The organism is Paenibacillus illinoisensis NBRC 15959, from assembly GCF_004000925.1.
Taxonomy (GTDB): Bacteria; Bacillota; Bacilli; order Paenibacillales; family Paenibacillaceae; genus Paenibacillus; species Paenibacillus illinoisensis.
Map to the genome: position 1 here is coordinate 864,099 of NZ_BIME01000001.1, position 12,727 is coordinate 876,825.

The following is a 12,727-nucleotide window of genomic DNA, read 5'->3' on the forward strand; positions in this document are numbered from 1 at the left end:
TACGATCGTTCCGGTTATAGATCGTTATTCGATCGCTGTTATCCTCTAAATTTAAATTTCATTATTCAAAGGTAAAAATTCAGTGATAAAGGCAGCGTGAGCGCTATTGATATTTGACGAGCTAGTCAATCATAGTATTTAAGTTTCAGCATGCACGAAAAGGGGCTAGGACATGCATCCTAACCCCCTTTCGTATATCTTTAAGATATGATATCGACGGTAACCCGTTTATCCATCTTAACTGCTGCTGATGTGACGACCGTACGAAGAGATTTTGCGATTCGCCCTTGTTTACCAATAACCTTCCCGACATCGTCAGGATGAACAGTTAACTCGTAAACGACAAGCCGGTCTTTCTCAACCGTCCGAACCGCCACATCTTCCGGATGATCGACCAAAGCCTTAGCAATTATGCTTACTAATTCTTCCATAGATGACCCTCCGAATCAGCACCTTATTTAGTCAATTTAGACTCGTGGAACTTCTTCATCACGCCCGCTTTGCTCAGCAAGTTGCGGACAGTGTCGGATGCTTGCGCACCGTTTTGAAGCCATTGCAATGCTTTATCTTCATCGATCTTAACAACAGCCGGTTGTTCAACCGGGTTGTAGTAACCGATCTCCTCGATAAAACGACCGTCACGTGGGGAACGGGAATCCGATACCACTACGCGGTAGAAAGGAGCTTTGTGAGCACCCATACGTTTCAGACGAATACGAACTGCCATTTGAAAATTCACCTCCTTCAATGAAATCTGTATATTCATTAATCATTGTTGAAATTAACGGAAAGGAAACTTCATTCCTTTGCCAAGACCCTTCAGCTGCTTCATTGCCTTGTTCTTGCCGCCTTTAGGTCCCATCATATCCGAGAACTGTTTCATCATGCGGCGCATTTCATCAAACTGCTTGATTAGGCGATTAACCTCGGCCAGAGATGTACCACTACCTGTAGCAATACGTTTCCGGCGACTATGATTGATCATGTCGGGGTTGCGTTTCTCCTCTGTAGTCATGGAGTACACAATCGCTTCAATCCGGCCCATTTGCTTGTCGTCCACTTTCAGGTCCTTGGCTTGCTTCATCTTGCCCATGCCGGGAATCATATCCATGATCTGATCGATAGGTCCCAGCTTCTTCACCTGATCCATTTGCTCCAGGAAATCCTCGAACGTAAATTCTGCATTACGCATTTTGCGTTCCATTTCCTTGGCTTTTTCGGTATCAATGTTGGATTGTGCTTTCTCAATCAGGGAAAGCATATCCCCCATGCCGAGGATCCGTGAAGCCATCCGTTCCGGATGGAAAGGCTCAAGAGCATCGAGCTTCTCGCCGAGTGACGCAAACTTGATCGGACAGCCAGTTACTGCTTTTACCGAAAGGGCAGCACCACCGCGCGTATCGCCGTCCAGTTTGGTCAAAACGACTCCGGTCAAGTCAAGCTGCTGGTTAAAGTGTTCCGCCACATTAACAGCATCCTGACCTGTCATACTATCGACCACAAGCAGGACTTCGTCCGGATTCACTACGCTGTGAATCTGGCGCAGTTCTTCCATCAGTTCCTCATCCACGTGCAAACGTCCCGCGGTATCGATGATGACATAGTCATTGCCGTTATCCTTAGCATGCTGCAGACCCTGACGTGCGATCTCCACCGGGCTTGTCTGATCTCCCAATGTAAACACCGGAGCCTTGATCTGTTCACCCAGTACTTGCAATTGCTTAATGGCTGCCGGACGATAAATATCACCCGCGACCAGCAATGGTCGGCTGTTTTGCTTTTGCAGCATTTTAGCCAGCTTACCGGATGTCGTCGTTTTACCAGCACCCTGCAAACCTACCATCATGAGCACCGTAGGCGGCTTGTTCGCTTTTGCCAGTTTCGACTGGCTTCCACCCATCAAGTCCGTCAGTTCCTTGTTAACGATGTCGATGATTACCATGCCTGGCGTGAAGCTTTCCATAACTTCCTTGCCGACAGCTTTCTCTTTCACCTTGGCGATGAATTCCTTGACCACTTTGAAGTTTACATCCGCTTCGAGCAATGCCAGACGTACCTCACGCATAGCTTCGGCAACATCTTCATCCGATACCTTGCCTTTGCCGCGCAGCTTGCTGAACACATTCTGCAATCGGGTCGTTAATCCTTCAAATGCCATGATCCCACCTCCTTAAGCTGTAATACTGTTTTTAGAACCGATACGTTCCGTCCCATTTTCTCATTCCCGGAGCTGGTGAACAATATCGTTTATTTGTTTGTTGTTATGAATGGAGACGCCTGCGCGTTCCAGTGCATTTTGCAATTCTTCAAGATTGCGGCTGCGTCGTTCGTGCTTCTCCAGCAAGCCAAGCTTGCTTTCGTAATTTTCCAGCACCTGCTCAGCACGCTTGATATGCTCATATACCGCCTGGCGGCTGATCTCAAACTCGGCTGCAATTTCACCAAGCGAGAAATCATCATGAAAGTAATATTTCAGAAATGTTTGCTGTTTCTCAGTAAGCAAACGTTCATAGAAAGCAAACAGCAAGTTAATCCGGTTTGTCTTCTCAAGCCGGTTTTCTTGACTCATATCAGGGCACTCCCTTCGTCAAGGAAAAACACTTTACACTCTTGCAACGTTCCTAATAATACCGAAAACAAATCAGGATGTCAAGCAAAAATACTTGTCACAATAAAAACGTTCATTTTGCACTCATTTTTCGTGACTATACGGTTGATCTTAGCCATTCCTATACAGCAGAATACGACCTGCTGCATCCTTAATATAGAACAAAAAAAACGAATGGGTCTCCACAGATGGAGCCGATTCGTTTTACACTATTTACCGTGTTCTAGCGAAGTGGTGTCAGGTACAGCAGTACCATGAAGAAATGAAGAATACTACCTGCCAACACAAAGAGATGCCAAATCGCATGGTGATACGGAAATCCACGCCACACATAAAAAAGCGTCCCCAGTGTATACATCAGACCTCCAGCAACCAGCAGCACGATTCCGCCTGTAGGAATGGCAGCCATAAGCGGTTGCCAGGCAATAACGATGAGCCAGCCCATCGCAATATAGAAAATCGTGGACATGAATAGAAACCTTTTCGTAAAAAACGCCTTAAAGATCACGCCGAATAATGCGATTCCCCAGATTACACCGAACAGGGTCCAACCAAGTGTGCCGCGAACAGCAATAAACAGAAGCGGAGTGTACGATCCCGCAATAAACAAATAAATGGAAGAATGGTCGAAAATCTCAAATAAATCTTTCATTTTCCCATCTTTCCATGCATGCACGAGTGTAGAGCTCGTATAGAGCAGCAACATGGTGATCCCATAGATCGTGAAACTGACCACATGCCAAGCCGTGCCTTTCATACTCGAAAATACAATCAACAGCACCAGTGCAGCTACACTGAGCGCAGCGCCGATTCCATGAGTCACTGCATTAGCGACTTCTTCACGGCGGGAATAGGTATAGGTATTGGCCATATCAACCGTCCTTTCTAGCCCTTTAGCCTTGCCTTCTGTATTCCCATTATACACGTATTGCCAGTGACATTACACGTGACACTTATCACGTATATCACTGGCAATACGGTTAACGCTATTAAATCATCCTATTTATTAATGGTTCTAAGAACTGGCTTCCTCATCTTCTGCGTCCTGATCCGGTTGCTCTTGGATCAGTCCGGCAAACAACGCATGCACGAATTGCTCGGAGTCGAATGGCTGCAGATCATCAATTTTCTCACCAAGACCTACCATCTTCACTGGCAGATCCAGTTCCTGACGAATGGCAACGACAATACCGCCTTTCGCCGTACCATCCAGCTTCGTCAGTACGAGTCCAGTCACGCCGCTTTTCTCCCCAAACAGTTTGGCCTGATTCAATGCATTCTGTCCAGTCGTCGCGTCGAGAACCATCAATACTTCATGTGGAGCTTCCGGGATTTCACGCTGAATAACACGATAGATCTTGTTAAGCTCCTCCATGAGATTGGATTTGTTCTGCAGACGACCTGCCGTATCGCAAAGCAAAACATCTGCTCCACGCTGTTTCGCTGCTTGCACAGCATCATACATAACCGCAGCCGGATCTGATCCGGCCTGCTGCTTGATGACTTCAACGCCGGCACGCTGTCCCCATACCTCTAGCTGCTCAATTGCACCGGCACGGAAGGTATCACCAGCAGCCATAATGACTTTTTTGCCCTGCTGTTTGAAACGATGTGCCAGCTTGCCGATCGTTGTTGTTTTACCTACGCCGTTGACACCGACAAACAGAATGACGGTAATGCCATCCGGATTCATCTTCAGTTCGTTATTTTGTTCACCGCGCAGGAGGTCTGTCAATTTCTCGGACAACACAGGCTGCAATTCAGCCGCGTCTTCAATTTTGCGTTTTTTAACCTCCACACGCAGGTCTTCAATCAGGTTCATGACGGTATTGACCCCAACATCCGCTCCAATCAGGATTTCTTCCAGTTCCTCATAGAATTCCTCATCGATCTTTTTGCGGCGAATAACGAGATCGGATACTTTCTCCACAAGCCCTTTACGAGTCTTCTCCAGTCCATCCTTGAACTGTTTTGTTACCGACTCCGTTTTGCTTGCAATGCTGTCTCTCAGCTTCTTAAAGAAACTCATAAAGCCCCTCCATCGTGTACGTAATCTTAGTGCTGTTTATTTAATTAACAAGTTCCTGATGCATATCGAATTGAATTCTTTAAGCACTGGCTATTTCGGCTTCCTCATCTTCCAGTCTAACCGAAACGAGCTTCGATACTCCGCCCTCTTCCATGGTGACACCGTATAGTACATCAGCTTCTTCCATTGTGCCCTTCCGGTGAGTAACAACGATAAACTGTGTCTGTTCGGAGAATTCCCGCAAATACTGGGCGAAACGTACCACATTGGCCTCATCCAGCGCTGCTTCGACTTCATCCAGCACACAGAACGGTACTGGCTTCACGTGCAGGATGGCGAATAGCAGCGCCATTGCCGTTAATGCGCGTTCTCCGCCAGATAAGAGCTGCAGGTTTTGCAGTTTCTTGCCTGGTGGCTGGGCAACGATATCAATTCCGGTTTCCAGAAGCCGTTCCGGGTCCATAAGAACCAGATCCGCACGCCCACCGCCAAATAGCTTGGTAAATACCGTACCAAACTCACGGCGGATTGCATCAAACGTTGTCTTGAAACGTTTAGCCATCTCATCTTCCATCTCACGGATGACTTGGTACAACGTCGTTTTAGCTTCCACCAGATCATTTTTCTGCTCATTCAGGAACTCGTAACGTTCATTAACCCGCTGGAATTCCTCAATCGCCCCAAGATTGACTTCTCCCAGAGCTGAGATGCTGCGCTTAAGCTTCTGCACTTCAGCCTGAGTGCTCTCTACATCTTCCGGTACTGGGTATCGCTCTTTCGCAAGCTCATAACCAAGTTCATAGTCGTCCATCAGTTTACGCAGTATGTTTTCGAGTTCAACATCAAGCCTGTTTACGGAAATTTCCGTCTGACGCATCTGTTCCTCTACCGCTTTTAACTGTGTACGCTGTTCCTTCGTTTCACTCTCAGCAAGTTCAAGCTTCTTCGACAATTCGCTTCGTGCAGCACGTTTGAAATCCAGCTGCTCGGAAGCTTCCGTTTTCTTCAGCTTGAACTGGTTCAGATCTTCAATCTGTTTGACGCTCTCCACCTGCGTTTTCTTTAGGTCTGCTTCCATGGAAGCCAGAAGTGTCCGATTCTGACGTAAATCTTTGACCAGCGACTCGACTTCCCGCTCCAATCGGCGCAGCTGCTCCTCATTAGAGAACCGTTCCTGATCCAGCTTACCCTCTCTGACTTTCAATTCGGTCAACTGGCTCTGCAGCTCTTCCTTCGCCGACTCATTCGCTTTGCGGGCAAACTCTGCAGCATGAATGGCACGGTGAGTTGCCTTCTCTTCTTCTTCAAGCTGCTCCAGCTTCTGCACAGCTGCTTCGCGTGCCGTATCCATCTCTTTGATTTCTTCGGTAAATCCACTTTTCTCCTGGCCAGCTACCGCAACCTGTTCCAACACATGGCGCAGCTCGTGCTCGACCTGTTTCATTTCCATCGATGCCTGCTGTTCGGCATTTCGTGTATCATCACCCGATTGACGCAGCTCATCCAGCTTGTCCTGACATTGTTCCAACTGGGTTTTCACATCGTCAACGCTGCGGTGCAGCTTCACAATCTGGTTTTCGGTATCCAAAATATCCTGATCCAGTTGATCCAGCTGCCGTTTCCGGCTGAGCAGACTTACATTTTTCTTGTGCTGGCTTCCCCCTGTCATGGAACCGCCCGCATTGACCACATCCCCTTCAAGGGTCACGACACGGAAACGGTACTGACAGCGTGCCGCAATTTTATTGGCGTATTCCAGCGTTTCGGCAATGATGACATTGCCGAGCAGGCTTCCAATGATATTCGCATAACGGGAATCGAAGTGTACGAGATCCGCACCAATTCCCACGAAACCATCCATGCCTTCAATCATGGAACGCTCACTGGAACCAACGGTACGTGGACGAATGACATCCAGCGGCAGGAATGTGGCTCTACCAAGCTGACGCTGCTTCAGAAATGCAATGGCCTGTCTGGAGACAGACTCGTTTTCCATAACGACATGCTGAAGTGCAGCACCCATTGCCGTCTCCACAGCCAATTCAATTTTTTCAGGAACTTTAACCAGTTCCGCCACGGCTCCATGTACACCACTAAGAGTGCCTTTGCGAGAAGCTTTGAGGACTTCTTTGACCCCAAGCATAAATCCGTCGAAATCATCCTGCATCTCTTTCATCGTATCCCGGCGGGATACCTGTGCTTCGCGCTTCTGTTCCCATTTTCGAACCGTGCTGCGGCTCTCTTCCAGCAGCTTTTGCAAAGATTGCAGTCGTTCACTTTCAGTTATATATCCGCCGCGCAAGTCACTGATCTCTTTACCCAAGCGGACTACTTTTTTCTCAATCTCGGCTTTTCGAGCTTCGAGCGTTTCCTTCTGCTCTTCCCACTTACCGGATTCCTCGGATGCACGGTTCATACGACGTTCAAGCGACTCTTTCTGCTGATCGGCGTACCGGATCTCGTTGCGCGTCTGAGCCATCTGGTTCATCAGTTCCAGCAAATTACCCTTAAGGCTTTCTTCCTGCTGCTGACTGATTCCGCCCGTAACGCCAATGAGCTTCGCCTCTTCTTCAGACAGACGGTTTCGCACGTCACCCAGTTCCTGCTCCAGCTTGCCAAACTTCTCGCGTAATGCAAGCAGCTCAGCCTCACGTTCCCGATGTCGATCTTCACTCGCAGCAAGTGTAACCGTGAGCTGCTCATGATTAGTTTGCAGATGACGAGAACGTTCTTTGAGCAATTCTCCAAGACCTTCACTTTTCTCCGTGGCTTCACTGAACTGCAGCAAGGCAGATTGCAGCTCTTCCGTCTCCGATTCCAGGATTCGCAGTGCATTCCGGTCGCTTTCCAGCTTGGCATCATGTGTGGAAACAATGGCGGCAAGACCAACTTCTTCTTCTTTTAGCGACTGTAACCGTTCATTCGCCTTGCTCCAGGACGCATGAATCTGTTCGATCTGGTAGACATACATGGAGATTTCCTTTGATTTGAGCTGTCCACGCAATTCCTTGTAGTGAATCGCTTTTTCCGACTGCTCTCTCAGCGGGCCTATCTGGTCCTCCAGCTCTGTAACCAAATCGTGAATTCGCAGCAAGTTCTGCTCTGTCTCGTCCAGCTTGCGTGTGGCATCCCGCTTACGGGATTTATACTTCACAATACCGGATGCCTCTTCAAAGATACCCCTGCGATCTTCAGAACGAGTACTCAAAATTTCCTCGATACGACCCTGTCCGATAATGGAGTAAGCTTCCTTACCGATCCCGGTATCCATAAACAATTCCGTTATATCTTTCAGCCGACAGGACTGTTTGTTAATAAAATATTCACTGTCCCCGCTGCGATGTACACGACGTGTCACTGTCACTTCACCAAAATCAAGGGCAAGCGCGTGATCTTCATTATCCAGCGTTAACGACACTTCACCGTAATTGACGGCTTTTCTTGCATCGCTGCCGGCAAAAATGATGTCTTCCATTTTGCCGCCCCGCAGTGATTTGGCACTTTGTTCCCCAAGCACCCAGCGAATCCCGTCTGAAATATTACTCTTGCCACTTCCGTTTGGACCTACTACAGCCGTAATGCCGCGAACGAATTCCATCTCTGTTTTGTCGGCGAATGACTTGAATCCACCCAGTTCAATTCGTTTCAGAAACATAGGGTATCCCGTCACCTCCTCTTGCTTATTTCATGTGCTCCTTCAGCGCTGATCTTGGATTAGGAATGAATCTTTCTTCCCCATCCTCTCTTTACAAAAAAAAGAGCAAAAAGCAGTCCGGCCGATAATTTCCGCCGGGGCGGACCCGAGGGGCTGCTCTTTGCTCTTCGTTTGTCTATGCGCTACCCGGTAAAGCTCAGGCTTCCGGAAGTTTCAATCGATCAAGCGCTGCGGATGCAGCCTGCTGCTCGGCTTCCTTTTTGGAACGTCCTGTACCTCTGCCAAGCCGTTCTTGACCCATATGGACCTCCGAGACAAACTCACGTTCATGGGCAGGGCCCCGTTCTTCGACGATCCGATACTCAAGAGCTCCCATATTGTGATGCTGAGTGAGTTCCTGCAGTTCCGTCTTGTAATCGCTCATCTGAAGCTTGCCGCCCAGAACGATCAACGGAAAAACATGCTGGTCCAGAAACGTTCTGACTGGCTCCAGTCCCTGATCCAGATACAATGCACCGATGAAAGATTCAAACACATCAGCCAGCAAAGCCGGCCGTGTTCGTCCTCCCGTCAGTTCCTCACCTTTACCAAGAAGTACATACTGACCAAAACCAAGTGCTTCTGCAAATTTGACGAGGGAAGGCTCGCAGACAATAGATGCCCGCAGCTTCGTTAGTTCACCTTCCGGACGGTTAGGATACAAATGATACAAGTATTCCGATACAGTCAACTCAAGCACCGCATCGCCCAAGAACTCCAGACGTTCGTTATCCTGGTGCTGACTGAATCGGTGTTCGTTTACATAGGAAGCATGGGTAAACGCTTGTTTTAGAAGCTGCCTGTTGTCAAATTTGATTTGAAGTTTGTGTTGTAACTGCTTCAGATCTTCACTCAAACGAACTAGCCCCTTATGCTTCAAATTTTTTGAGAATAATGGTAGCATTGTGACCGCCGAATCCAAACGAGTTGGACATGACTACGTTCACGTTGGTTTCACGCGGAACATTCGGAACATAATCCAGATCACATTCCGGATCCTGATTTTCCAAATTGATCGTAGGCGCGATTGTCTGATGAGTCAGAGACAATCCGCAGATTACGGCTTCCACGCCACCAGCTGCACCCAGCATGTGACCTGTCATGGATTTAGTGGAACTTACTGCAAGCTTGTACGCGTGATCACCAAACGCCTTTTTGATCGCCAGTGTTTCGGATCGGTCACCCACAGGAGTTGATGTACCGTGTGCATTGATGTAGTCCACTTCTTCCGGTTCAATTCCGGCATTGCGAAGAGCCATCTTCATGCAGCGTGCTGCTCCATCCGGATCCGGCTCAGTCATATGATGCGCATCGCCAGTCAGACCGTAACCGATCACTTCACCATAAATACGTGCACCACGTTTTTGAGCATGTTCCAAGGATTCCAGAATCAGAATACCTGCTCCTTCACCCATAACGAATCCGTCACGTCCTGTATCGAAAGGACGGCTTGCCTTAGCCGGCTCGTCATTGCGCGTAGACATCGCGCGCATTGCACAGAAACCAGCCAGACCCGTTGGTCTGATTGTCGCTTCCGCACCACCGCAGATCATCGCGTCTGCATCACCATTTGCAATCATCTTGAAAGAGTCCCCGATGGAATGCGTTCCTGTAGCGCAGGCTGTTACTACGTTGGTGTTCGGACCTTTAGCTCCGAGAGAAATCGACATTTGGCCAGAAGCCATGTTAGAGATCATCATAGGGATGAAGAATGGGCTAACCCTTTTTGGACCTTTTTGCAGCAATGCATTGTGCTGGTCCTCCCAAGTTCCCAGTCCGCCAATACCTGAACCGATAGATACGCCAAAGCGCTCGGCTTCGATGTTCTCATTAATTTTCAAACCACTGTCTTCAACAGCTTTGAAACCAGCTGCTACGGCAAATTGAACAAAACGGTCCATTTTGCGAGCATCTTTGCGATCCATATATTCATCCGGGTTGAAATCCTTAATTTCGGCAGCAATTTGTGTCGTGTATTCACTCACATCAAAGGCCTCAATCTGAGAGATTCCGGACTTGCCTGCCATTAAACTTCCCCAGAACGTTTCCAAATCTTTTCCGAGCGATGTCATTACGCCCATTCCGGTAATTACTACTCTTTGTTTCAAACCGACTCACCTCTATATCGACTGCTTGCGCAATTATTTTGTGGGAATATCCGCAAGCGGATGCTCACCCATCCCGATCCAAAAATCAAGCTGAATCAGCATCGCTGCGGAATGAGAAAAACCAATGAATGATGAGAAGTCCCGCCTGTTCGAAAACAGGTGCGGGACTGAATTGACTTTAGGTATGAGATTGTATGTAGTTTACAACTTCACCTACGGTCGTGATTTTTTCTGCATCTTCATCAGAGATTTCCAAATCGAATTCATCTTCCAATTCCATGACCAATTCTACTACATCCAAAGAATCAGCACCCAAATCTTCTTTGAAAGATGCTTCAAGTGTAACTTCAGCTTCGTCTGCGCCCAAGCGGTCGACGACGATGCGTTTTACACGCTCCAATACATCGGACATCCGGTTCACCTCCTCCTTGGTATTATACGAGAATCGCAGGCAAAATGCCATAGAAGACATATGCGGCTCCCGGCCGGGGAATCCGGCCTTTTTCCGGCATTTCGGATCGTCCAGCGCCTGTTCCCCGACTATTGATTTAAGTCCGGGAAGTTTTACATATACATGCCGCCATCGACGTGCAATGTCTGCCCTGTCATATACGATGAAGCTCCCGATGCCAGGAATGTAACAACTCCGGCAATTTCATCCGGCTGACCCAGTCGGGACAGCGGAATGCCACTCAGCATACCATCTACGAGTTCCTGTGACAATTCCTTGGTCATATCCGTCTCAATGAACCCAGGTGCTACACAGTTAACCGTGATGCCACGGGAAGCCAATTCACGAGCCGACGCCTTGGTCAGACCGATGACCCCCGCTTTGGCAGCAACATAGTTGGCTTGTCCGGCATTACCCAGAACACCAACCACAGAAGAGATATTGATAATTCTGCCCGAGCGTTGTTTCATCATTGGACGAGTAACGGCTTTAAGGCAGTTAAATACTCCTTTGAGATTGGTCTCAATAACCTGATCAAACTCTTCCTCTTTCATGCGCATGATCAGGTTATCACGTGTAATCCCTGCATTGTTAATCAGAATGTCAACATTTCCCCATGCTTCAAGAGTAGCCTTGACCATTTGTTCAGCTTCATCCATTACTCCAACATTCGCCTGAATGGTAATCGCCTGAACTCCCTTGGCACGAATCTCTTCCGCCACTTCTTCAGCAGCAGCCTGACTGCCTGCATAGTTTACGGCTACATTGGCACCAGCTTCAGCCAGAGCAAGTGCAATGCTGCGGCCAATCCCGCGAGATGCCCCTGTAACCAGTGCATTTTTACCTTCTAACGGTTTAGACAACCTAATTCCTCCTTTCCCCAAATAACCTGTCATTTAATCACTTTAATGCAGCTGCAGTCGCTTCAAGCGTTTCAAGACTGTTCACATTGTACAATTTTACGGATTTATCTGTTTTTTTAATCAATCCGGTCAATACACTTCCAGAACCAATCTCAATGAAGGTATCTACACCTTGCTCAATAAGCCATGTCACACTGTCTTCCCATAAAACCGGAGAATAGACCTGTTCCGTCAACAATTGTTGAACCTGTCCATTTTCCACAGGTCTTGCTGTCACGTTAGCGACTACAGGAACCTTGGCTGGCGAGAATGTTACGGTCTCCAGTTTCTCTGCCAGTTTCCCAGCAGCTTCCTTCATCAATGAGGAATGAAAAGGACCGCTAACTTCCAGTGGAATAGCACGCTTGCCGCCAGCTTCCTTCACCCGTTCCGCTACAGCAGCCACACCTTCCTTAACACCGGAAATAACAATTTGACCCGGACAGTTCATATTAGCCAGTTCAACCGCGTGACCCGTTTCGGATACGTCCCGGCAAAGCACCCCCAGCGCTTCCCGATCCGCACCCAGAACAGCAGCCATTGCTCCCTGCCCGCCTGGTACTGCTTGTTCCATATACTGACCACGTGCCCGTACAATGCTCACGGCGTCAGCAAATGACAGAACGCCCGCTGCAACGAGAGCACTGTATTCACCCAGACTGTGTCCAGCCGTATAGTCGGGCTCAATCCCTTTTTCTTTAAAAGCCTCAAGCAGTGCAATACTCGCAGTGAGCAGAGCCGGTTGCGTATTTGATGTCTGTTTCAACTCGGTCTCTGGTCCTTCAAACACGAGATTGCTCAGCGAGAAGCCCAGCACATCATCGGCTGTACGGAAAATTTCTGCTGCCGCAGGCACAGACTCATACGCGTCCTTGGCCATGCCTACAGCCTGTGATCCCTGTCCGGGAAATACAAATGCGATTTTGCTCATTAGA

Annotated in this window: 12 protein-coding genes; all 12 read right to left on the reverse strand. The window is 48.3% G+C overall.

What is annotated here, in order from left to right; all coding sequences use genetic code 11:
• Nucleotides 1–200 precede the first annotated feature (200 nt).
• On the reverse strand, nucleotides 201–431 hold the full coding sequence (locus tag PIL01S_RS03730; protein ID WP_024630185.1) for a KH domain-containing protein: 231 nt from the start codon (nucleotides 429–431) through the stop codon (nucleotides 201–203).
• 23 nt (nucleotides 432–454) lie between these two features.
• Nucleotides 455–727, reverse strand: coding sequence for a 30S ribosomal protein S16 (rpsP, locus tag PIL01S_RS03735; RefSeq protein WP_024630184.1), 273 nt, complete (start codon nucleotides 725–727; stop codon nucleotides 455–457).
• 54 nt (nucleotides 728–781) lie between these two features.
• Nucleotides 782–2,158 (reverse strand): signal recognition particle protein, encoded by a 1,377-nt coding sequence (gene ffh / locus PIL01S_RS03740; protein ID WP_024630183.1) that lies wholly within the window; start codon nucleotides 2,156–2,158, stop codon nucleotides 782–784.
• 60 nt (nucleotides 2,159–2,218) lie between these two features.
• On the reverse strand, nucleotides 2,219–2,569 hold the full coding sequence (locus tag PIL01S_RS03745; RefSeq protein ID WP_127536283.1) for a putative DNA-binding protein: 351 nt from the start codon (nucleotides 2,567–2,569) through the stop codon (nucleotides 2,219–2,221).
• A 262-nt stretch (nucleotides 2,570–2,831) separates the two neighbouring features.
• Complete coding sequence (trhA, locus tag PIL01S_RS03750) at nucleotides 2,832–3,479, reverse strand: PAQR family membrane homeostasis protein TrhA (protein ID WP_064639088.1); 648 nt, start codon at nucleotides 3,477–3,479, stop codon at nucleotides 2,832–2,834.
• A gap of 144 nt (nucleotides 3,480–3,623) precedes the next feature.
• The gene (ftsY, locus tag PIL01S_RS03755) at nucleotides 3,624–4,637 is read right to left on the reverse strand and encodes a signal recognition particle-docking protein FtsY (RefSeq protein ID WP_095287858.1); all 1,014 of its coding nucleotides are present in this window, start codon (nucleotides 4,635–4,637) and stop codon (nucleotides 3,624–3,626) included.
• Nucleotides 4,638–4,716: 79 nt separating this feature from the next.
• Nucleotides 4,717–8,292: a chromosome segregation protein SMC gene (gene smc / locus PIL01S_RS03760; RefSeq protein WP_127536284.1), complete on the reverse strand. Its 3,576-nt coding sequence runs from the start codon at nucleotides 8,290–8,292 to the stop codon at nucleotides 4,717–4,719.
• Between the two features lie 196 nt (nucleotides 8,293–8,488).
• Nucleotides 8,489–9,187 (reverse strand): ribonuclease III, encoded by a 699-nt coding sequence (gene rnc, locus PIL01S_RS03765; RefSeq protein WP_095287860.1) that lies wholly within the window; start codon nucleotides 9,185–9,187, stop codon nucleotides 8,489–8,491.
• A gap of 13 nt (nucleotides 9,188–9,200) precedes the next feature.
• Nucleotides 9,201–10,439 (reverse strand): beta-ketoacyl-ACP synthase II, encoded by a 1,239-nt coding sequence (gene fabF, locus PIL01S_RS03770; protein WP_127536285.1) that lies wholly within the window; start codon nucleotides 10,437–10,439, stop codon nucleotides 9,201–9,203.
• A gap of 178 nt (nucleotides 10,440–10,617) precedes the next feature.
• Nucleotides 10,618–10,851, reverse strand: coding sequence for an acyl carrier protein (acpP, locus tag PIL01S_RS03775; RefSeq protein ID WP_024630176.1), 234 nt, complete (start codon nucleotides 10,849–10,851; stop codon nucleotides 10,618–10,620).
• A 152-nt stretch (nucleotides 10,852–11,003) separates the two neighbouring features.
• Complete coding sequence (fabG, locus tag PIL01S_RS03780) at nucleotides 11,004–11,753, reverse strand: 3-oxoacyl-[acyl-carrier-protein] reductase (RefSeq protein WP_095358716.1); 750 nt, start codon at nucleotides 11,751–11,753, stop codon at nucleotides 11,004–11,006.
• A gap of 37 nt (nucleotides 11,754–11,790) precedes the next feature.
• A complete protein-coding gene (fabD, locus tag PIL01S_RS03785) occupies nucleotides 11,791–12,723 on the reverse strand; it encodes an ACP S-malonyltransferase (RefSeq protein ID WP_127536286.1) in 933 nt (310 codons plus the stop codon).
• Nucleotides 12,724–12,727: the final 4 nt, after the last annotated feature.